The organism is Dichotomicrobium thermohalophilum (genome assembly GCF_003550175.1).
In the GTDB taxonomy this organism is placed as follows: domain Bacteria; phylum Pseudomonadota; class Alphaproteobacteria; order Rhizobiales; family Rhodomicrobiaceae; genus Dichotomicrobium; species Dichotomicrobium thermohalophilum.
On the sequence record NZ_QXDF01000003.1, the window covers coordinates 77,033 to 97,379 of the forward strand.

At 65.3% G+C, this 20,347-nt stretch carries 19 protein-coding genes and 1 tRNA gene; 7 read left to right on the top strand and 13 right to left on the bottom strand.

All coding sequences use genetic code 11. The features are described from left to right. Window positions 1–36: 36 nt before the first annotated feature. The 5 genes from lpxK to ubiA are packed head-to-tail and all read right to left on the bottom strand — an operon-like array spanning window position 37 to window position 5,303. A complete protein-coding gene (gene lpxK / locus BXY53_RS12125; protein ID WP_119062265.1) occupies window positions 37–1,065 on the bottom strand; it encodes a tetraacyldisaccharide 4'-kinase in 1,029 nt (342 codons plus the stop codon). Next, window positions 1,055–3,166 carry a glycosyltransferase N-terminal domain-containing protein gene (locus BXY53_RS12130; protein WP_119062266.1) on the bottom strand — a complete coding sequence of 704 codons (2,112 nt, stop codon included), beginning with the start codon at window positions 3,164–3,166 and terminating at the stop codon, window positions 1,055–1,057. Before BXY53_RS12130 ends, lpxK begins: the two co-directional genes overlap by 11 nt. 50 nt (window positions 3,167–3,216) lie before the next feature. Beyond that, complete coding sequence (locus tag BXY53_RS12135) at window positions 3,217–3,480, bottom strand: DUF4170 domain-containing protein (RefSeq protein WP_119062267.1); 264 nt, start codon at window positions 3,478–3,480, stop codon at window positions 3,217–3,219. A gap of 33 nt (window positions 3,481–3,513) precedes the next feature. Beyond that, on the bottom strand, window positions 3,514–4,326 hold the full coding sequence (locus BXY53_RS12140; protein WP_119062268.1) for a 3'(2'),5'-bisphosphate nucleotidase CysQ: 813 nt from the start codon (window positions 4,324–4,326) through the stop codon (window positions 3,514–3,516). A gap of 41 nt (window positions 4,327–4,367) precedes the next feature. Further along, the gene (gene ubiA / locus BXY53_RS12145; RefSeq protein WP_119062269.1) at window positions 4,368–5,303 is read right to left on the bottom strand and encodes a 4-hydroxybenzoate octaprenyltransferase; all 936 of its coding nucleotides are present in this window, start codon (window positions 5,301–5,303) and stop codon (window positions 4,368–4,370) included. A gap of 135 nt (window positions 5,304–5,438) precedes the next feature. Between ubiA and BXY53_RS12150 the strand changes: the two genes are divergently transcribed. Both BXY53_RS12150 and BXY53_RS12155 read left to right on the top strand, forming a co-directional pair. Beyond that, the gene (locus tag BXY53_RS12150) at window positions 5,439–6,194 is read left to right on the top strand and encodes a 16S rRNA (uracil(1498)-N(3))-methyltransferase (protein ID WP_245410464.1); all 756 of its coding nucleotides are present in this window, start codon (window positions 5,439–5,441) and stop codon (window positions 6,192–6,194) included. A gap of 158 nt (window positions 6,195–6,352) precedes the next feature. Beyond that, window positions 6,353–7,732, top strand: coding sequence for a glutamate--cysteine ligase (locus tag BXY53_RS12155; RefSeq protein ID WP_119062360.1), 1,380 nt, complete (start codon window positions 6,353–6,355; stop codon window positions 7,730–7,732). A gap of 12 nt (window positions 7,733–7,744) precedes the next feature. Here the strand turns inward: BXY53_RS12155 and BXY53_RS12160 are convergent, their stop codons facing one another. The 3 genes from BXY53_RS12160 to BXY53_RS12170 all read right to left on the bottom strand — a co-directional run bounded on the left by BXY53_RS12160 (window position 7,745) and on the right by BXY53_RS12170 (window position 10,649). Further along, window positions 7,745–8,398 carry a DUF937 domain-containing protein gene (locus tag BXY53_RS12160; protein ID WP_119062270.1) on the bottom strand — a complete coding sequence of 218 codons (654 nt, stop codon included), beginning with the start codon at window positions 8,396–8,398 and terminating at the stop codon, window positions 7,745–7,747. Window positions 8,399–8,637: 239 nt separating this feature from the next. Continuing rightward, window positions 8,638–10,065: an MATE family efflux transporter gene (locus BXY53_RS12165; RefSeq protein ID WP_119062271.1), complete on the bottom strand. Its 1,428-nt coding sequence runs from the start codon at window positions 10,063–10,065 to the stop codon at window positions 8,638–8,640. Between the two features lie 371 nt (window positions 10,066–10,436). Then, the gene (locus BXY53_RS12170; RefSeq protein WP_119062272.1) at window positions 10,437–10,649 is read right to left on the bottom strand and encodes a hypothetical protein; all 213 of its coding nucleotides are present in this window, start codon (window positions 10,647–10,649) and stop codon (window positions 10,437–10,439) included. A 222-nt stretch (window positions 10,650–10,871) separates the two neighbouring features. Here BXY53_RS12170 and BXY53_RS12175 point away from each other — a divergent pair. Further along, window positions 10,872–10,947, top strand: a tRNA-Thr gene (locus tag BXY53_RS12175). Window positions 10,948–11,167: 220 nt separating this feature from the next. Next, on the top strand, window positions 11,168–12,496 hold the full coding sequence (locus tag BXY53_RS12180; RefSeq protein ID WP_245410465.1) for an MATE family efflux transporter: 1,329 nt from the start codon (window positions 11,168–11,170) through the stop codon (window positions 12,494–12,496). Here BXY53_RS12180 and BXY53_RS12185 read toward each other — a convergent pair. Continuing rightward, window positions 12,480–12,917 (bottom strand): YraN family protein, encoded by a 438-nt coding sequence (locus BXY53_RS12185; protein ID WP_119062362.1) that lies wholly within the window; start codon window positions 12,915–12,917, stop codon window positions 12,480–12,482. The two genes, BXY53_RS12180 and BXY53_RS12185, sit on opposite strands and share 17 nt — an antisense overlap. Window positions 12,918–13,066: 149 nt before the next feature. Continuing rightward, entirely contained in the window at window positions 13,067–13,990 is a 924-nt protein-coding gene (gene rsmI / locus BXY53_RS12190; protein ID WP_119062273.1) for a 16S rRNA (cytidine(1402)-2'-O)-methyltransferase, read from the bottom strand. 173 nt (window positions 13,991–14,163) lie between these two features. On the opposite strand from rsmI, the gene BXY53_RS12195 reads away from it, so the two are divergent. Then, window positions 14,164–15,438 (top strand): penicillin-binding protein activator, encoded by a 1,275-nt coding sequence (locus BXY53_RS12195; RefSeq protein ID WP_170144443.1) that lies wholly within the window; start codon window positions 14,164–14,166, stop codon window positions 15,436–15,438. Here BXY53_RS12195 and hemW read toward each other — a convergent pair. The 3 genes from hemW to rph are packed head-to-tail and all read right to left on the bottom strand — an operon-like array spanning window position 15,435 to window position 17,976. After that, on the bottom strand, window positions 15,435–16,640 hold the full coding sequence (gene hemW, locus BXY53_RS12200) for a radical SAM family heme chaperone HemW (RefSeq protein WP_425359188.1): 1,206 nt from the start codon (window positions 16,638–16,640) through the stop codon (window positions 15,435–15,437). The two genes, BXY53_RS12195 and hemW, sit on opposite strands and share 4 nt — an antisense overlap. Then, a complete protein-coding gene (gene rdgB / locus BXY53_RS12205) occupies window positions 16,637–17,263 on the bottom strand; it encodes an RdgB/HAM1 family non-canonical purine NTP pyrophosphatase (RefSeq protein ID WP_119062276.1) in 627 nt (208 codons plus the stop codon). The genes hemW and rdgB overlap by 4 nt, the downstream gene beginning before the upstream one ends. Beyond that, window positions 17,263–17,976 (bottom strand): ribonuclease PH, encoded by a 714-nt coding sequence (gene rph, locus BXY53_RS12210; protein WP_119062277.1) that lies wholly within the window; start codon window positions 17,974–17,976, stop codon window positions 17,263–17,265. Before rph ends, rdgB begins: the two co-directional genes overlap by 1 nt. Before the next feature lie 275 nt (window positions 17,977–18,251). Here rph and hrcA point away from each other — a divergent pair, with 275 nt between their 5' ends. Together hrcA and grpE are read left to right on the top strand one after the other, a co-directional pair. Beyond that, window positions 18,252–19,313 carry a heat-inducible transcriptional repressor HrcA gene (gene hrcA / locus BXY53_RS12215; protein ID WP_119062278.1) on the top strand — a complete coding sequence of 354 codons (1,062 nt, stop codon included), beginning with the start codon at window positions 18,252–18,254 and terminating at the stop codon, window positions 19,311–19,313. A gap of 85 nt (window positions 19,314–19,398) precedes the next feature. Beyond that, the gene (grpE, locus tag BXY53_RS12220) at window positions 19,399–20,310 is read left to right on the top strand and encodes a nucleotide exchange factor GrpE (RefSeq protein WP_119062279.1); all 912 of its coding nucleotides are present in this window, start codon (window positions 19,399–19,401) and stop codon (window positions 20,308–20,310) included. Window positions 20,311–20,347: the final 37 nt, after the last annotated feature.

Here is a 20,347-nt window from a genome sequence, read left to right on the forward strand (position 1 = left end):
GCCGCTTACCCAAGGTTTTCCGCTGCGCGTGCTGCGCTATTGACCGACGACGCCAGCGAGCATGCGGTGCATCCGGCCCTCGCTGTCCGCATCCAGCACCAGCCGGACAGGCAGGATATGTGATGCCAACTTGAGCGCGCCAACCGGGGTCCGGCCCTCGGGCATCCGCACCCAGTCCTTTTGCGTGGTCACCAGACGCGCTTCCGCCTGCTGCGCGTGAGTCAGGAGCTTTGCGGCGTCCTCGGGCGTGTAGTCGTGATGGTCGGGGAAGGCATACCGCCCCGTGATCCGCGCGCCGAGTCGCTCCAGCGTTTCAAAGAACTTTGCGGGCCGCCCGATTCCCGAATAGGCGATCACCGGGCCGGCTTCGAGCCAGCGCGTGTCGGCATCCGCCACGAGCCGGCCGCGCAGCACCGGCAGTTCCAGCCGCCGCGCCAGCTCTTCGCCCGCGCCCCCCTCGCCGATGAGCAGCAGCGCATCCGCGCGCCGCGCCTGAAAGCCGAGCGGCGCACGCAGCGGCCCCGCCGGGATCACCGCGCCGTTGCCCACCCCGACGGCGGCATCGACAACGACCAGCGAGAAATCCTTTGCGAGCTGCGGATTCTGGAAGCCGTCATCCATGATGATTGCGCCGGCGTGCTGGCGCTCGATCAGCGCCGCGCCGGCCTTACGGTTCCGCGAAATCACCGTTGGCGCATGGCGCGCCAGCAGCAGCGGCTCATCGCCCACCGCGCCCGCGTGGTCGCGATCCGGGTTGACGAGGTGCGAGCCTGCGCGCGCGCCGCCGTAGCCGCGGCTGAGGAAGGTCGGGTACACCTCCATGTCCTGCAGCATTTCCGCGACTGCGATGGCCGTCGGCGTCTTGCCCGCGCCGCCGGCCGTGAAGTTGCCGATGCAAATCACGGGGACATTCGCGCGGTAGGGGCGGGCGAGCGCGAACCGCAGCGGCGTTATCGCGCCGTAGAGCCAGGCCAGCGGCGTCAGCGCGGCCTTCGTGAGCCAATCCCGCGTGGACGTGCGGCGGTCAGGCGCGTCCGACCACCACCCCGGTGCATCACGAGGCATGGCGCGTATCCGCGCGGGCTTCCGACGCCGCGGCCTCGCCCGACGCCAGCCCGGACGCAGCAGCGACGGCCCCGCTGGGCAGGATGCGCTGCGTCGGGCGGACGGCGTCGTCTTCGGCGTAGGGCGCCAGCGCGGCCAGCGTACGCTCCAGCGCGCCTTGAAGCTCGGCGGCGGCCGCGCGGGCGGAAGCACGCATATCCTCAAGCGCCTGCGGGTCGGCCAAAAGCTCCGCGACCGTGTCCGCAAGGTCCTGAGCACTCGCCACCTCGCGGCAGCCGCCGGCCTTCATAAGCGCCTCGAAGCTCTGGGCGAAATTCTCGTGGTGCGGTCCAGTGATGACCCCGGTCTCAAGCTTAACCGCCTCGATCGGGTTTTGTCCGCCATGCGGCACGAGCGAGCCGCCGATCAGCGCCAGCGGCGAGACGGCATACCAGGTGCCCAGTTCGCCAAGTGTGTCAGCGATGAACAGCTCGGTGTCCGCGCCGGGCAGCGGCGTGCGTGAGCGCCGCGCCGCCGAGACGCCCCGCTGTTTCGCCATCTCCAGGATCGTCGCGCCACGCTCGGGATGGCGCGGGACGATCACCGTAAGCAGGTCGGGAATACGCGCGCGCAGCCGCTCGGCGGCCTCCGTGACGATCTCGTCCTCGCCCGGATGCGTGCTTGCCGCCAGCAAAATTGGCCGGGCCGCCAGCGCCGCAGCAAGTTCGCCTTGCAGTGCCTCATCAACGGGCGGCGCGGGTGCATCGGCCTTCAGGTTGCCCAGAGTGTGAACCGTATGGGCGCCAGATTTCATGAAGCGACGTGCCAGTGTCTGGTCCTGCGCCAGCACCATGTCGAAGCGCGAAAACAGCGGTCGGCTCATCCCCGGCTGCTTGCGCCACCGCTTGAACGAGCGTGGCGACATGCGCGCATTGACCAGCACCATCGGGACACCGCGCGCGTGGGTTTCCATGATGAGGTTCGGCCAGATTTCCGACTCGGTGAAAGCCGCCAGCTCCGGCTTCCAGTAATCCAGAAAACGACGGACGAACTGCGGCGAATCCAGCGGGGCGAACTGGTGCACCGCGCCTTCGGGCAGACGGTTGCTCGCGATGCGCGCGGAGGTCACGGTGAAGGTAGTCAGCACGAAACGGATATCGGGGTAACGCTCCCGCAGCGCGTGCATGAGCGGCAGGATCGCGTTCGTCTCGCCCACGCTCGCCGCGTGGAACCACCACAGCCGCCCCGGTGGGCGCGTGCGCCCCGGCCTTCCGAAGCGCTCACCGAGCCGCTCACCGATCTCCTTGCCCCGTGCCACGCGCCGACGCAGGAGCGAGCCGGCGGCCGGGCGCGCCACCCGCGTCAGCAGCCGATACGTCTTCAGTGCAAGGCCGGGCCGTTCGGGGTTCGCGGCGCTGACCGGCTCGGCCAGATGTGCGCTGCCGCCCGCCAGGGCGTAGGCTCGCCGCGTGACGGCATTGACCCGCTGCTCCAGATCGCGCCGGCTCGCCTCAAGCTCCTCGTCATCCGCATCCTCGGGCACGCGCAGCGGGTCGCCCATCACCATCGCGAATTTCGAGAAGGGCAGATTGAGCGTGAAGCGGCTCCAGCTCCTGAAGGCGATGGTATGCCGGGTGGCGAAACCCATCGGGATGATCGGTCGGCCAGACGCGCTCGCAAGCGCCACCACGCCGGTACCGGCCTTGCGCGCTGGGCCGGGCGGCACATCGGCGGTCATCGCCACGTTGACGCCATCCTGAAGGCTGCCCAGCGCGGACCTGAAGGCAGTCGCTCCGCCACGATCCTTCCGGCGTCCGGCAGCGCCGGCGCCGCGGATCAGCTCGATATCGAAATGGCGCACGGCCTGTGCGATCACCTCCGCGTCACCATGGCGCGCGATCATCATCTTCGCCGGTTGATGCGCCGGCTTCATTGTCGCCGACATCAGGAACTGGCCGTGCCAGGTCGTAAAGATCGCGGGCGCCAGCTCATCAATGCGCCGGTCCATGTCTTCCGGCACACGGATTACCTTCGAGGTGTCGCGCACGAGCGCAATGTACCGCGCGGCAAACCAGCCAAGAGCCTTCTTCAGAGCCTGTGGTGTGGAACGGCGTTGCGCCATGAAACACTCACGATGATCGCGGCATTGCCGACGCGGCGGGCGCGTTTTTCTCAATCGGTTTCCGAAACCGTCCCGCTTTCGGGGTCGAGAAGCCGATGAATATGCACGATGAAGTAGCGCATATGGGCATCATCGACCGTCCGCTGGGCGGCGTCCTTCCACGCATCATAAGCCTGTGCGTAGTTCGGATACATCCCGACAATATCGAGTTTTGAAACATCCTTGAACTCGAGACTGTCCAGCGATTTCAACTCGCCGCCAAAAACGAGGTGAAGAAGCTGCTTCTTCGGTTGCTCTCTCTCCTGCTCCGGCATGGCGTCTCTCGCTCCGCATTTTCGTCTCGCCGGCTACCGAACGGCGGCCAACAGGCGCTCGTGGAGGCCGGGCGGCGCGGCAATAGTTCCGTCCAGAAGGGGTTTGCTCTGGTTGAAGCGATACCGCGCGCCGTCAGTCGATGTCACCCGTCCGCCTGCTTCTTGCACGATCAAGGTTCCCGCCGCAACGTCCCACTCGCTCTTTCGGCCCTTTGCGATAAGACCGTCGGCGCGCCCCGCCGCGACGAGACACATCCGGTATGCAATCGAGTAGACGAACGTCGTCCTGACGTCGGGCTCCCCCGGCTCATGCCAGCCCGCGCGCTTCGCGACCCCTTTCGGCGCAAGGATGAGGGCGCCGTGCAGGTCGTGCCGCGGCGACACCTGCGCAGGCTTGCCGTTCAGCTCCGCGCCGTGTCCGCTGAAGGCGGCGAACAACTCATCCCGCGCCGGATTATAGACCGCCGCTGCAACCGGTTCGCCATCCTCGACAAGTGCCGCGGAAATTACCCACTGATCCCGGTCCTGAATGAACGCCCTCGTCCCGTCGATAGGGTCCACGATCCAAACGCGCCTGGCGTCAAGCCGTTCCGTCTCATCTATGGTTTCTTCCGAGAGCCAGCCATAAGCGGGGCGCGGCGTGCGCAATTCAGCGTGAAGCTGTGCATCGACGGCGAGGTCGGCGTCCGTCACCTCGCTTCCGTCGCCCTTGTGGTAGACAGGTGTGTCGCGTCGAAAATACGTGAGCGCGGTCGCGCCGGCGTCGCGGACCGCCCGGCGCAAGAGATCATAGTCTTCGGAAAGCTCCGGCAGGCGATCATCGCGCGCGTCTTTCGAAGAGGTCATCGCTTAAAAGCTCGTCCTTCGCGCTGGGGCGCTGCACGTTCTCAGACGCTCAACGCAGCCTCGGCCACCAGCGCAATGAAGATGATCGCGCCGAAATCCCGGTTCGACCGGAATCGTTTCAGGCAATTGTCGCCATCGTTCACGTCCAGCGTCATGATCTGCCAACCCAGATGCGCCGCGCCGAGCGCCAAGCCGACGAGGAACACGGGCCCGCTACCGGCCAGCAGCCCCGCCGCCGCGATGCCGGCAATCGCCAGCCCATAGAACAGCACCATCCACGGCTTCGTCCGTTCGCCGAACTTCAAGGCCGTCGATTTCAGGCCGATCAGCGCATCGTCTTCCTTGTCCTGGTGCGCGTAGATGGTGTCATAGCCGATCGTCCACGCCATGCAGGCAGCGTAGAGCAGCACCGGCGCGAGATCGAGCCGGCCGAACACCGCCGCCCAGCCCATCAGCGCACCCCACGAGAATGCCAGCCCCAGAACCGCCTGCGGCCAGTGGGTGATGCGTTTCATGAACGGATAGACCGCGACGATGCCGAGTGAGGCGATGCCAAGCACGATCGTGAATGGATTGAACTGGATCAGAACCAGAAAACCGGTGAAAGCCAGCGCGAGCATGAAGATCTTGGCGGCTGTCTCGCTCACCTGGCCGCTCGGCAACGGGCGCGAGCGCGTCCTTGCCACGGCGGCATCGACATCCTGATCCACAATGTCGTTGTAGACGCAACCAGCCCCGCGCATCACGAACGCGCCGATCGCGAACAGCGCCAGATACCACAAATTCGGCAGCCGGTCGCCCGCGGCGACCGCCGCCAGCGCGGTCGACCACCAGCACGGCCACAGCAGAAGCCATGTTCCAATAGGCCGGTCCGCCCGGATCATGCGCAGATAGGGGCGCGTCGGCGCGGGCGCCCAGCTATCGACCCAGTTGCCGCGCGGGGCATCAGCGACGGATTCGGTATCCGCTTGCGTCATCAGCCTGGCTCGGTCAGAGGTTGGACATTCAGCGGCCGGAACGGCACGCTTTTCTGAGCCGGATAGTGGCCTCGCGGGCGCGATTGAGCAAGCCCTAGCGGCCGCGACCCATGAACAACCGCAAAACGAGCGACCGTGACGCAAACGCACAAAGAAAACCGCATTGCCAAGGCGCCGCGCCTGTTCGTTGCGGCCGATCTCGCAGCAGGCGCGGAAGTCACCTGCGAGCCGGGCCAGGCGAATTATCTGGTGAATGTTCTCCGGCTGCGGGCCGGTGCGGCCGTGCGCCTGTTCAATGGCCGCGATGGCGAGTGGCTGGCGGAGATCACGACGGCCAAGCGGGGCAAATGCACGCTCCAAATCCGCGAAACGCTGCGCGCGCAGGAAACGCCGCCGGACATAGACTACCTGTTCGCGCCGCTGAAGAAGGCCCGGCTGGACTACATGGTTCAGAAGGCAACCGAGATGGGCGTCGCGGCGCTGCGCCCGGTGATGACGGCCTATACCGTCGCCGATCGAGTCAACCTGGAGCGGATGCGCGCAAATGCGATCGAGGCGGCCGAACAGTGCAATATCCTCTGGGTGCCGGAGGTTTCGGAGCCGCAGCCACTTCGCGCCGTGCTGGCCCACTGGCCGGAGGAGCGGCGATTAATTTTTTGTGATGAGGCCGCGCCGATCGCCAGCCCGGTCGAGGCTCTGGGAGCGGTCGCACCCGGCCCCCTGGGGGTTCTCGTCGGGCCGGAAGGCGGCTTCAACGCCGAGGAACGCGCCGTTTTACGCAACGCCTCGTTCGCTGTCCCGATCTCGCTCGGCCCGCGCGTCATGCGCGCCGATACCGCCGCCGTGGCCGCGCTGGCGCTGGTGAATGCCGTGCTCGGCGACTGGCGATGAGGTGATGCCATCTTGTATACTGTTTCACTGAGCGCCAAAACGGCAGGGTGCGTCATGCGCGCAGCTTTCGCGTCACTGAGGCCGTCGGCCGGGCTGACGAAACACAATAATGGCGGTCGCCGCATCGCCCGCAGATAACCTGGAGAACAGCACCCATGTTGGCTCAAGACGAGGACGCCATCGCGCGGCCCATCGAAAGCCGCGATGAGCTGGTGGCGTATCTGGAAGCCGGCTGCAAGCCTCGCACGGACTGGCGCATCGGCACCGAGCACGAGAAGATCGGCTTTCGCCGCGACGATCTGCGCCCCGTCCCCTACGAGAACGACCGCAGCATCCAGGCGCTGCTGGAAGGCGTTGCCGAGCGCTTCGGCTGGGAGCAGGTGATGGAGGCGGGCAATGTCGTCGCGCTGAAGGACCCCTGCTGCGAGCATGGCGGCAATATCACGCTGGAGCCGGGCGGGCAGTTCGAGTTATCCGGCGCGCCGCTGACGAACATTCACGAGACCGCAACGGAGGTAAGCACCCACTTGCGGCAGGTGCGTGAAGTGGCCGAGGCGCTCAACATCGGCTTTCTGGCCATCGGCTTTTCACCGAAATGGACGCTGGCTGAGACGCCGGTCATGCCGAAGCAGCGCTACAAGATCATGCGGCGCTACATGCCGAAGGTTGGCCGCCTTGGGCGCGACATGATGTTCCGCTCGGCGACCGTGCAGGTCAATCTCGACTTCTCCAGCGAAGCCGACATGGTCAAGAAGCTGCGGGTCGGCCTGGCGCTGCAGCCGCTCGCGACGGCGATGTTTGCCAACTCGCCCTTCACCGACGGCAAGCCCAACGGTTTCCTGTCATACCGCAGTGAACTGTGGCGCGATACGGACCCGGACCGGACCGGGATGCTGCCCTTTGCCTTCGAGGACGGCATGGGCTTCGAGCGTTACGTGGATTACGCCCTCGACGTTCCGATGTATTTCATCAAGCGTGGCGGCGAGCAGCTCGATGTCGCCGGCGAGTCCTTCCGCGACTTCATGGAAGGGCGCCTGCCCGCGCTGCCCGGTGAGCGCCCGGCGATGGCGGACTGGTCCGACCACCTCACGACGCTGTTCCCGGAGGTCCGGCTCAAGCATTTCCTGGAGATGCGCGGCGCCGACAGCGGCCCGCAGCCGCGCCTGTGCGCCCTGCCGGCTCTGTGGGTCGGACTTATGTATGACCAGACCAGCCTCGACGCCGCCTGGGACATGGTCAAGAAATGGACGCATGAGCAGCGCGAGACGCTGCGCGACGAGGTGCCGCGCCACGGGCTGAACGCCCGGGTCGGCCGGCATAAGGTCGGCACACTGTCACGCGAGATGCTGGCGATCGCCCGCCACGGCCTGCAGGCGCGCGACTTCCGCGACGCCGACGGCAACGACGAGTCCAGCTATCTGGAACCGCTCGAGACCATCGTCGCGGAGAACCGCACGCCCGCGGAGTGGCTGCTGGAGAAGTATCACGGCGAGTGGGACGGCGACATCGACCACCTGTTCGAAGAAATCGCCTACTGAACGCCCCGCGGGTCAGGCCGCGTGCTGCGACCCGCCCTCCGAGACCAGCTTGTCGATCAGATCGCCCGGCTCGCTGGTGCGCTGCAGGCTGACCTCGCTGGCCTCGCCTTGGGCGTCCGCCTCGACCGGTTCCTCCCGGCTGGTGCCGAGACGTGCGCGAAGCAGCTCGGCCAGCGTGACGAACGGATTGCGCTCGGCCTGCTTGACGAGCTCCGGGTCGTCCAGCTTCTTGACGATCTCGAAGAACGGCTCGCGCAGGCGGTGTTCCATCGCACCCATCACCATGATGGCGACATAGGGCAAGAGCGCCTCGACCGTGGTGCGCTCCAGTTCGAACTTTTCCTGCTGGGTGCGGATGATGTGCTCCAGTGTCTCGCGATCTCCGATAAGGAAATCAAGGATCCGCTGACCTTCCGATGCCGAGCGCGGATGACCGAAGATCTGCGTCGTCGTCAGAAACCGGTCATAGCGGCGCGCCGAGAACAGATCGAGCAGGTCGATCACGCCCTGCCGGTCGCTCGTCCGCCGGCCCAGAGCGTCAACAAGCGGCTGCCCAAGGCATTCAACACATTTGGCGGTCGCCTCTTCCGAAAGGCCGACCAAGGCGCCCAGATTCGCGAAGACACGCCCATTCTGAGCGCCGGCTATAATTCGAAACAGCTTCATGGGTTCGCTTCCCGTTCTGTCGAAATTGGTTCGAGTGCCCGCGCTCGCTCGGCGCGGCGTTTGCTAACGCGCACGCAGGACCAACCGCATCGACGCAGGGAACTTGGGGAGATGCGAATCACACTTTGACGTAGAATGGTAATGGTTCGCGGCAGGGTTGTGTTGAAACTGAGCCCATCATGAACAGGCATTGTCGGAAAGTCTTTCCGACTGTTGCGCAAACGCAACGACAAGCCGGACTATTCCGCCGGTGCCGGCTCCGGAGCGGGCGCGCTGTGCGCGGCGCGTTCGAGGCTGCAGATATAAAGATAACACGCTGTGGCAGCGATGATGCCGAAGCTCATGCCCCCCAGCACCTGCCCGGCGAGGACGCCATAGGGCCCGAAATACTGGCTGGCGATCGACACCGGGAGCATCGTGCCGAGCGTCGCCCGGCCCCAGTTGAGAATCGTTGCGTAATGCGGCCGGCCGAGATTGTTGAACGCGGCGTTCGACATGAACAGCAGCCCCAGCACGCCAAAGCCGGGACTGAGCCAGACGCAAAAGAACGCGATCACCCGGACGGCATCGCCACGGGCATTGAAGGCGTGTGCGATGTACTCGTGAAAGCTCGCAAGAATCGCCCAGACCGCGAGCGCGTAGATCAGCACGACGATGACGCCGTTCAGGAACGCGTGCCGTAGCCGGGCATACTCCCGCGCGCCCAGATTTTGGCCGAGCACTGGTCCAATCGCGCCTGAGAGTGCGAAAATGCCCGCAAAGGACACAGGTATCAGCCGGCTCAGCACGGCCCAGCCCGCAACCGCGCTCACCCCGAAAGGCGCCATAGAGGAGGTCACGTAGGCATTGGCAATGGGTGTCGCGAGATTGGTGAGCGCGACCGGCGCGGCCACGCCCGCGATCGTCAGCGCATCCGGCCAGAACCGGCTGGGCTTGGGATAGGCAAGCAGCCCGTGCACAAGCACAACGCCATAGAGCCCGACCAACGCCATCGTTGTGCGCGCCAGCGCCGAGGCGATCGCCGCGCCGTCCACGCCAAGCCCCAGCGCGAAGATGAACAGCGGATCGAGCAGCCCGTTGATGATGGCGCCCGACAGCGTGACGTACATCGCCCGTTTGGCATCGCCCACCGAGCGCAAGAGCGCCGCGCAGTTCATGCCCACGACGAGCAGCGGCGTGGCAACAAGAACAATGCGCAGATAGGAAGACGCAAGCTCAAACGCCCGATCTTCCGCACCAAGCCAGCCGAGCAGCACTGGCACGCTGAGCCACAAGACCAGCGACAGGACCGACGCAGCGCCGACTGCGAAAATGAGCGCATTGATCGCCCGGCGCCGCGCCCGCGGCTTCTTGCCTGCTCCGAGAGCTGGCGAGACGAGCGCGGTTGCCGCGATGGACAGAGCCACGCCCAACGCCACGGTGAAGAACAGCACCGAGCCGGCATAGCCGATGGCCGCGGCGACCTCGATCTCGCCCAGCAGCCCGAGGAAATAAAGATCGGCGAAGTCGACGAGAAACACCGCCATCAAGCCGATGCCCGACGACCCGCTCATCACCAGGATATGGCGCATCGTGGAGCCGCGCGTGAACTTGCCGCGTTCGGGCCGCGGCGGCCCGGATGCGGGCGGCGGCGTGCGCGTTGGCTCGAACGAGCTGTGATTGGACATCCGGTCGACAACCTTGCGGGGTAAGCGGAGCGACAGATCGCGCTCCCCGCAGTACGTGAGGCTGCGCGATGCGTCTCACAAGCCAGCGGCAAAAATCGCTGAAAAGAAAACGCCGGAGCCCACGGCCCCGGCGCAGTGCGCCCCGAGAAAACACCGCTTTAGGGGCCGTTCACGCGAACGCGCATGAAATAGGAATTGTTCCGCTCATTGCTTTCTTCGGTCCGGTCTTCCGGGTCGGCGACCGCGACGAAGCGGCGTACGCCCTCACGCCATCCTTGTTGCAAAACGCCCCCACCCGCACGCATGCGGTCGCGGTCTCGTCCGGCGCGAGCGATTCCAGCGGGCGGAAATCCTTGTCGAAAAAGCTCCGGTCATCGACGTCCGAACGCCTCGAACAGGGGCGCATCCACCACCAGCGGCGCGCGAACATCCGAAATGTTCTTGATAACCAGCGTCCCCGTCACGATCGGCTGGAACGCGTTGCATGTGCCGCTGGCTTTCAGCTCGACCGAGCGGATCACGAGATCGGGCAGATTGTGGGAGGCCTTTGCCGGATCCGGCTGCACGACGGCGATAACGGCCAACGGCCTGGCCGGCAGGTAAACCCAACGCGTAAATGGAATCCTTTCATAAAATTTCCTCGGCGGGGATTGCCTATCTAAGGCGCATCGGGCGCGGTCGCCACATGAATTCCCAGATCGCGAACGCATATGCCTTGGCGGCGCTCGACGAGCTGCACACATACCGCGAAATTCGCCGACCATGCTTGCATGGCAGCGCAGATGCGAGTATCTCAAGAGCAGGCGGCCGCATTAGCTCAGTTGGTAGAGCAACGCATTCGTAATGCGTGGGTCGGTGGTTCGAGTCCGCCATGCGGCACCATCCATGCCCCAAGAGACATCCGTTAATGCTCTCGCCGCTTGCGGGAGACGTGTGCCTCGGAATGCGCGATCCGCGACGAGCGCTTAACGGCTATGCATCAGGCTGGACGCAGCACGGCCAAGAGCGTGCTACACCACCGGCAATCGACATCCGGACATCCCACTGCGTCTGAAGGGAGGCAAGCGTAACCCCGCTCAGCACCGATCAGCCGGCAGCCCGCTTGCGCCACCGCGACGTGCTGGCGATCGCCGGGCCGATGATCTTCTCCAACGTCACAACACCGCTCATCGGCGCGGTGGACACCGCCGTGATCGGACAACTCGGAGCGGCGCATCTCATCGGCGCGGTGGCCGTCGGCGCGACCATCTTCACGTTTTTCTACTGGGCCTTCGGCTTCCTGCGCATGGGCACGACCGGCCTGACCGCGCAGGCCAGCGGCGCGGAGCGCAACCGCGAAGTACTGGCCACGCTCTATCGCGCGCTGCTGGTTGCCGGTACCGCGGGCGTCGCGATCATCATGCTGCAATGGCCGATCGCCGAAGCGGCCTTCGCGCTCATGGGTGCCTCGCCCGATGTCGACGAGGCCGCCCGTACCTATTTCGCCATCCGCATCTGGAGCGCGCCTGCGGCACTGGCAAACTACGCGTTGGTCGGCTGGTTCATCGGTCTGGGGCGCGCGGGCATGGCGTTCCGGCTCCAGCTTCTGCTCAACCTGACGAATATCGCGCTGGACGCGCTGTTCGTGCTCGCCTTCGGCTGGGGCGTGGCCGGTGTCGCAGCGGGCACGCTGATCGCGGAGACGGGCGCCGCGCTCGTGGGGCTGGCGGTGGCGCTGCGGGCATCCGCCGGGCTGCAGATACGGCTCTGGCGCGTGTTCAACGCTGCCAAGCTGCGGCGCATGATCGCCGTCAACGGCGACATCATGATCCGTACGCTCAGCCTGCTCTTTGCCTTCTCCTTCTTCACGGCGCAGGGCGCGCGGGCCGGCGACCTCATCCTGGCAGCAAACGCGATCCTGATGCACTTCCTCTCGGTCTCGGCGTATTTCCTTGACGGGATAGCCTATGCGACCGAGGCGCTGACCGGGAAGGCCATAGGCGCGCGCAATCTGGCCCGCTTTCATGATGCGGTGCGGCTATCGTCGATCTGGGCTGCGGGGTTGAGCCTGGCCGTCGGCGCGGTGTTCTGGCTGGGCGGCGACACTGTCATCGACGCGATGACCGTTAACGAAGCCGTGCGCTCTTTGGCGCGGGACTACCTCGTCTGGGCCGCCCTGGCGCCCGTTATCGGCGTTGCCTGCTTTCAGCTCGACGGGATTTTCATCGGCGCGACACGGACTCGGGACATGCGCAACATGATGCTGGTCAGTCTGGCAGTTTACTTGCTGGCCTGGGCCGCGTTAACGCCGCCATTCGGCAACCACGGGCTGTGGGCCGCACTGATGGTGCTGTTCATCACGCGCGCCTTGACGCTTGCCATCCGTCTTCCCGCGCTCAAGCGCGATGCCTTTGCGCGTGTTTTGGCCGGCGCGGCTACGCCGCAGGCCTGAATGCGTCGGGTATATGTTGCGGCGCAGATCGTGGACAGATCAGGACCGCATCAAAGGTGATGTCACGATCCGCGTATTCAGGGTGCTCCTGGAGCCAGATTTCCGCGGCGCCAGTCATGCGGATCTGCTGGCGGACAGTGATGGCCTCACCGGCTGTGGCGTGGGACGTTCGGCGCTTCACCTCCACGAATGCAAGGCTCTGTCCGTCGGCCACGACAAGATCGAGTTCGCCGGCCGCCGTTCGGTAACGGCGATCCAGCAGACGAAACCCCTTGCGCTGCAGAATCTGCGCTGCGATCGCTTCCGCGTCGATGCCCTTCAAGTAGGACGAAGGTGCTTTGCGGCGCTTGCGGGTTCGCAGGGCGCTCGACTGGTTGTTACCCGGGTTCACGGCGTTTGTTGATTCTTCGACTTCGAGCATCAATTGCCCCATTCAAATCCAGGGACGCAAATCCGCGATCATGCGTTTTGCAAACCACCGCACGACGAGCGCCACCCGTGTATCGATGATCCGGGAATCGCCCGCCGCCCGCTGCTTTCTCATTAGGCCGAACGTGTCAGGCCCCCAAGCTAGTGGTCCTGATCCCGGCGCTGCGCCACCATCAAATCGTAAACACGTTTACGTTGAACGTTTAACACATCCGCAACCCATCGAACAGCGTCGCGCGGGGACATCGTCCTCGTCGCCTGCTCCAACTGTTGCAAAATCAGCTCATCGCTAACCTCGCCTTGTGTCGTCGGCGGCTCTACGAGGACGACAATCTCACCCTTGAGGGCCGGTCCTTCGAGTTCCGCGAGAAGCGCCTCGGCCGTTCCACGATAATGCGTTTCGAAGCGCTTGGTGATCTCGCGGACGATCGTAACCTTGCGTTCGCCGAGCGTATCCGCGATGTCGCGAAGCACCGACATCAAACGGGCCGCGCTTTCATAGAAGATTAGCGTTGCCTCAACTCCGGCCAGTTCACTGAGCCGTTGCCGGCGCGCTGCCGCCCTCGGCGGCAGGAAGCCTGCGAAGAAAAAGCTGTCGGTTGGGAGCCCACTGACCGTCAGAGCGGCCACGGCCGCAACCGGGCCCGGCACCGTATGCACTGGCACACCAGCCTCAACCGCGTCTCGCACGAGCTTGTAACCGGGGTCGGAAATCAGCGGCGTGCCGGCATCGGAGATCAGCGCCACCGCCTCCCCCGCGCGCAGCCATTCGAGCACGTACGGCCGGATACGCTCGGCACTATGCTCCTCATAGACACGCAAGTCCCGGCTGATCCCATAATGCGAAAGCAGCTTGCGCGCACGCCGGGTGTCCTCGCACAAAAGCCTGTCCGCGCTGGCCAGCGCTGCAAGCGCCCGCAGGCTGATATCGCCGAGATTCCCGATGGGCGTGGCGACGATATGCAGCCCGGGCGCCAATCCCTGGTTCAGCAGCGCTTCGAGCTGGCTGTCCGTGCGCCTGGAGATCCGCGCGCCGCGGTTTGTGCCGTGTTCGTTCTCGCTCATGGAACAGCGGTATCACAACCGGATCGCGAAAGGGAACGGCCAGCCGCGCCCGCAGAGCCGTCGCCACAAAGGGGCCATAGCTGTCTGCTGACATACGGCGCGAATCACAATCTGACGGTATGCGCCGTTCGCGCGGGCTAAAATCTCAAAACAGCTTATCCGCAAGGGACTTGATGCCAGCCACTGCCCATCCAAGCCCCGGCCTTGCGCCTCGTCCCGAGGTCAACGCCAAGCCGCTGATTTCAAATCTTGCAAGCCGGTTGTCGACGCTGATGGGCCTTCTCATTGCGGCGCTGATGTTGACCGGCTGCACTGTCGGCGGGCCGAACTCCATGCCCGGCAGCCAGGTGACCGCGTCGAGCGACACAACCGGATCGCCCACGCGGAAGCGACCCTCGATCAAGGTGGCAGTCCTGCTGCCGCTCTCGGCCGAAGGGAACACCAAGAAGATTGCCGAGGCGATGAAGCGCGCCGGGGAACTGGCGCTGTTCGACTTCAAGAACCCAGAACTCCAGTTGATGACGAAGGACACCCGAGGCACACCGGAGGGCGCGAAAGTCGCCGCGGAACAGGCCGTTCAGGAAGGCGCGGAACTGATCATCGGCCCGCTTTTTGCCGAGGCGGTGCAGGGTGCGGCACCCGTCGCGCGCAAGGCGGGCGTGCCGGTCATCGCTTTTTCCAGCAACCGCAAGGTTGCCGGCAATGGTGTCTACCTGCTGAGCTTCCTGGCCGGAAGCGAGGTGCGCCGGATCGTCTCCTACGCCATGACGCAGGGCCATCGGCGCTTTGCGGCGCTGATCCCCGAAAACGCCTTCGGCAAGATCATGCAGGAGGCGTTCGAAACGGCTGTGCGCGACACGGGCGGGCAGATCGTGGCGCTGCAGACCTACAAGCCGGACGCCAACAGCATGCTCAAGCCGGTCGAACAGGTCGCCGCGCTGGCGAAGAAGGGTAGCGAGCAACCGCCCCAGTTCGATGCGCTGTTCATGCCCGGCAGTTCGGACACGCTGCCCGCGCTGGCCCCGCTTCTACCCTACTTCGAGGTGGACACCGCGTCGATCCAGATCCTCGGCTCAAACGGCTGGGACTACACCGGCATCGGCCGCGAGAAGCCGCTACGCGGCGCCTGGTTCCCGGCAGCCGACCCGAGTGGCTGGCAGGACTTCACCAAGCGCTACGTCGAGACCTACGGCGACCCGCCGCCACGCCTGGCGAGCCTTGCCTATGACGCGGTGAGCCTCGCGGCCACACTGTCGGAAGGGTCGAAAGGCAACCGCTACACCGCCGACCGGCTGACACGGGATAGCGGCTTTTCGGGCGTGGATGGCTTGTTCCGGCTGCGGGACAACGGACTGTCCCAGCGCGGGCTGGCGATCCTTGAGGTGCAGCGGTTCGGTGCAAACGTGGTCGATCCGGCGCCGCGTACGTTTGCGGGCGCCCAGTTCTAGCCGGTCGCAGCGGCCGGTGCGCTTTCCACCGGGTTCAGCGCGTCGGCAAGCTTGAGCGCGATCTGGTTCAGCAGCAGCCGGCCGTCATCCGTGACGCGAACGCGCTCATCCACAACAGCGATCAGGCCGAGTGCGCGCAAGTCCTCCAACGTCGTCGGCGCGATATCGTGCCCGCTAAGCCCGCGCAGCCGCGCACGGGAGACACCGTCGGCCAACCGCAGCCCCATCAGGAGCATCTCCTCAGCCTGCTCCAGCGAGGCGAGCGTGGTCTGCGTCTCGATACCGTGGCCGTCCCCTTCGACCTGTTCCAGCCATGCAGCCGGGTCGCGGACCGTCTCCGTCGCCAAGCGCGCGCCATCCGCCAAAGCGATCCGGCCATGCGCGCCCGGTCCAACGCCGACGTAATCACCGTAGCGCCAATAGATCAGATTGTGCCGGCTTTCCTCGCCCGGCGCGGCGTGGTTCGAGACCTCATAAGACGCAAGTCCGGCCTCGGCGCAAAGCTCCTGCGTCGCTTTGAACAGCGCGGTCGCGGTGTCGTCGGGTGGCGTGTCGAGCTTGCCCGCCGCGTGCAGGCGATAAAAAGCGGTGCCCGGCTCGATCGTGAGTTGGTAGGCTGACAGGTGCCGGACGCCGAGCGCGAGCGCCTCGCGCAGTTCATCGCGCCAGGCCTCGACGGCATGGCCCGGCCGCGCGTAGATCAGGTCGATCGAGACGCGCTCGAAATGAGCATGCGCGACGTCCACAGCGTTGCGCGCCTGACCCGCGGAATGCAGCCGTCCAAGAAATTGCAGCGCGTCATCGCGCAGCGACTGCACGCCAAGCGAAACGCGATTGACGCCAGCCGCGCGGTAGCCGGCGAAGCGCGCGGCCTCCACGCTCGACGGATTGGCTTCCAGCGTGACCTCGGCATCCGACGCGAGGGGCCAGAGCGCGGCGATCGCGTCGATCACTGAGGCAACCGTGTCGGGCTGCATGAGCGACGGCGTGCCGCCGCCGAAAAAGATCGTGTCGACTCGACGCCCCGGCGTCAGCGCCGCGTGATGCTCCAACTCGCGGATGACCGCCTTGGCATAGCGCTGCTCGTTCACCGCGCCGCGCGGCACATGCGAGTTGAAATCGCAATACGGGCACTTGGCCGCGCAGTACGGCCAGTGAACGTAAACACCGAAACCGGCGTCAGAGGGCTGGTCCATGCTCATAGCGTTGTTTCCGTGCGGCGCAGATGCGCCACCAGCTTCGCGAATGCCGCCGCGCGATGGGAAATCCGGTGCTTTTCCGCCGGGTCCATCTCGCCGAAGGTGATGTCATAACCGTCGGGCACAAAGATCGGGTCGTAGCCAAAGCCGCGATCGCCGCGCGGCGGCCAGACCAGATGCCCGAAAACCCGGCCGATGAAGATATGATAGCAGTCGTCCGTGCCCGCCAGAGCAAGCGCGCAGGCGAAATTGGCGCGGCGGTCTTGCAGCGTTTTCGCGCCAGCTTGTTGCAGTTCGCGCTCGACGCGCTCCATGGCCACGCCGAAGTCCTTCTCCGGTCCGGCCCAGCGCGCCGCATAAATTCCCGGCGCCCCGCCCAGCGCGTCGACCTCAAGCCCGGAGTCGTCGGCAAGCGCCGGCAATCCCGTCGCGGTCATGCAGGCTTCCGCCTTGATGAGTGCGTTCTGCGCGAATGTGTGGCCGGTCTCCTCCGGCTCCGGTGCGCCGGCCTCGCCTGCGGAGATGATGTCGAAGCCAAGCGGGGCGAGCAAATCGCGGATTTCGCGCACCTTGCCGGGGTTGTGGCTGGCGATGACCAGCTTTCGGCTCGCAGGCGCCTCCGCCATCAGGCCACCGCCATTTTCTGCAGCTCAGTCAGCTCGGCGATGCCTTTCTTCGCAAGGCTCATCAGCTTGGCGAAGTCATCCTCGCTGAAGGCGCTGGTCTCGGCCGTGCACTGGATTTCGACGATCCCGCCCGCGCCGGTCATGACGAAATTGGCGTCGGCGTCGGCCTCGGAATCTTCTTCATAGTCCAGATCAAGGACGGCCTCGCCGCCATACAGCCCGCAGGACACCGCCGCCACCTGGTCGCTCAGCGGGCTGGCATTCACCATGTCGCGCGCCTGCATCCAGTCAACGGCGTCCTTGAGCGCCACCCAGGCGCCGGTGATCGCCGCGGTGCGGGTGCCGCCATCGGCCTGCAGCACATCGCAATCCACGAGGATTTGGCGCTCGCCAAGCAGTTGAAGGTCCATCACCGCACGAAGCGACCGGCCAATGAGCCGCTGGATTTCCTGCGTGCGTCCGGACTGGCGGCCACTCGCGGCTTCGCGGCGCGTCCGCTCGGTTGTGGCGCGCGGCAGCATTCCATATTCCGCAGTGACCCAGCCCTTGCCCTGACCCTTCAGCCAGGGCGGCGTGCGCTCCTCGATGGTTGCGGTGCACAGCACATGCGTGTGCCCGAACTTAACCAGGCACGATCCTTCGGCATGGCGCGACACCGCGCGCTCGAAACTCACCCGCCGCAACGCATCGGCTTCACGCCCGGACGGCCTCATCGGTTAGCCCCCGTTTGATCCGTCATGTCGACCTCTTGCTGCTCGCTCGTCTTCGGGAATGGCGCGCACCCTAGCCGATCGCCGCGGCGGCGCAAACCGCTTTTGTGCGCGATCAAAACGCGAAAAACACCCGGTCTGGCAGGCGCCTGACATGCGGGGCTAGCGCCCGGGCCGAATTGACGCTTTCACGGACCACGCCTATGTTAAGGCCACTGTCAGGGGTTTTCTGCAGCAAGTAAACGAGGTGCTGGTTTTTTTTCCTTTCGGTGAAACAGATGACCGAACCTCTGGGCGGCTTGAAAGAGCTCAACGAGCGCTCGCGCGAGATTTTCAGACAAATCGTCGAAACGTACCTTGAGACGGGCGCGCCCGTTGGCTCCCGCAACCTGAGCCGGCAACTGCCAATGACGCTGTCGCCGGCTTCGGTGCGCAACGTCATGGCGGACCTGGAGGCGATGGGCCTGATATACGCGCCGCATGCCAGCGCGGGCCGCATGCCGACGCATGCGGGGCTGCGCATGTTCGTCGACTGCCTGCTGGAGATCGGCGATCTCAGCACGCGCGAGCGCGAGCAGATCCAGCGCCAGATGACCGCCGAGTACACCCGCCAGGGCGTCGACGAAGTCCTGTCCGAGGCCAGCGGAATGCTCTCCGGCCTGTCGCGATGCGCGGGCCTCGTGGTCGCGGAAAAGCAGATCAACCGCATCAAGCACATCGAATTCGTCAATCTGGACAACGGGCGCGCGCTGCTGGTTCTGGTGGGCGAGGACGGCGCGGTCGAAAACCGCGTCGTGAATCTGCCGGAAGGGCTGCCGCCCTCCGCGCTGATCGAGGCCGGCAACTATCTCAACGCGCGCATTCGCGGGCTGACGCTGCACGAAGCCAAGGAGCGCATCAATCAGGAGCTCAAAGAAAAGCGCGACCTGCTCGACGAGCTGACCAAGGGGCTGATTGAGGCAGGCCTGGCGGAATGGTCCGGCGGACGCGAGGAGACCAAGAGCCTGATCGTGCGCGGCCGCGCGCATCTGCTTGAGGACCTAAAGGCGATCGAGGAGCTGGAGCGCATCCGGCTGCTGTTTGAGGACCTTGAGTCCAAGAAGGAACTGGTCCGGCTGCTGGACCTGGCCGACGAGGCCGAGGGCGTGCGCATCTTCATCGGCTCCGAGAATCAGCTCTTTTCGCTGTCCGGCTCTTCGGTGATCGTCGCGCCGTTCCGCGACAATGACAGGAACATTGTCGGCGTGCTCGGCGTTATCGGGCCGACGCGACTGAATTATGCGCGGGTCATTCCGGTGGTGGACTACACCGCCAAACTTGTCGGACGACTGTTGACTTGAACGCCGCGACCGGCCGAAAGAAGTCGCAAACATGCGATCGGCCGGCGCTGACGAACCGACCATTTCCACGAGAGATCCGAAAGCGATGAGCAACGAGAAGAAATCAGACACGACGGCGGAAACCGAGAAGGCGCGCCAAAACGACGATCCTTTCGCGCGCGACGACGCGGAAACGAAAGCCGAAGGCGCAGCCGCTTCGGGTGATGATCGAGCCAAGACCAACGAGGCCGGGGCGCAGGAAGGCGCTGGCGAAGCCGCAGCGGCGGAGGCTGCCAGCAAGGCCGGCACGCCGGAAGACCGCATCAAGGAACTGGAAGAACGCCTGAAGCGCGCCGTGGCCGAACAGGAGAACCTGCGCAAGCGCATGGAGCGCGAAAAGGCGGACACCGCGAAATATGCCATCGCCAACTTCGCCCGTGAGGTGCTCGGAATCGCCGACAACATTCAGCGTGCCATCGACGCCGTGCCAAAGGACGCCGCGGCGAACGACCAGGCGCTCAAGACCTTCCTCGAAGGCATCGAGGTGACGGAACGCGAGTTGCACAAGGCCATGGAGCGGCATGGGATCGCCAAGCTGAACCCGGAAGGCGAGAAGTTCGATCCGAACTTTCACCAGGCGATGTTCGAGATCCCCACCGCCGACATGCCGAGCGGTATGGTGATGCAGGTGGTTCAGCCGGGCTATCTGCTTGAGGACCGCGTGCTGCGTCCCGCGCTTGTCGGCGTGTCGAAGGCCGCGCCCGCCACGTCGGGCGGTCAGGACAGGCCGAACGACCAGCCTCAGAGCACCGGCGACAATCCGGCCTCGGAACAGCGCGCGGAGCAGACCCAGACCGGCAGCGCCAGTGCGTCCGCTGAGGACAACACCGAGAGCGACACCTCCAAGACCGACAGCGCATCAGCGCAACCGCGCGGCTCATCACGCCTCAACGAGCCGGTCATCAACGCCGAAACGGAAGAGAGCTACGGAGCCGACTCGGCGAGCCGGAAGGCATAACGCCACCAGTGGGCCTGGCCACCCGCGAGCGGGTTTG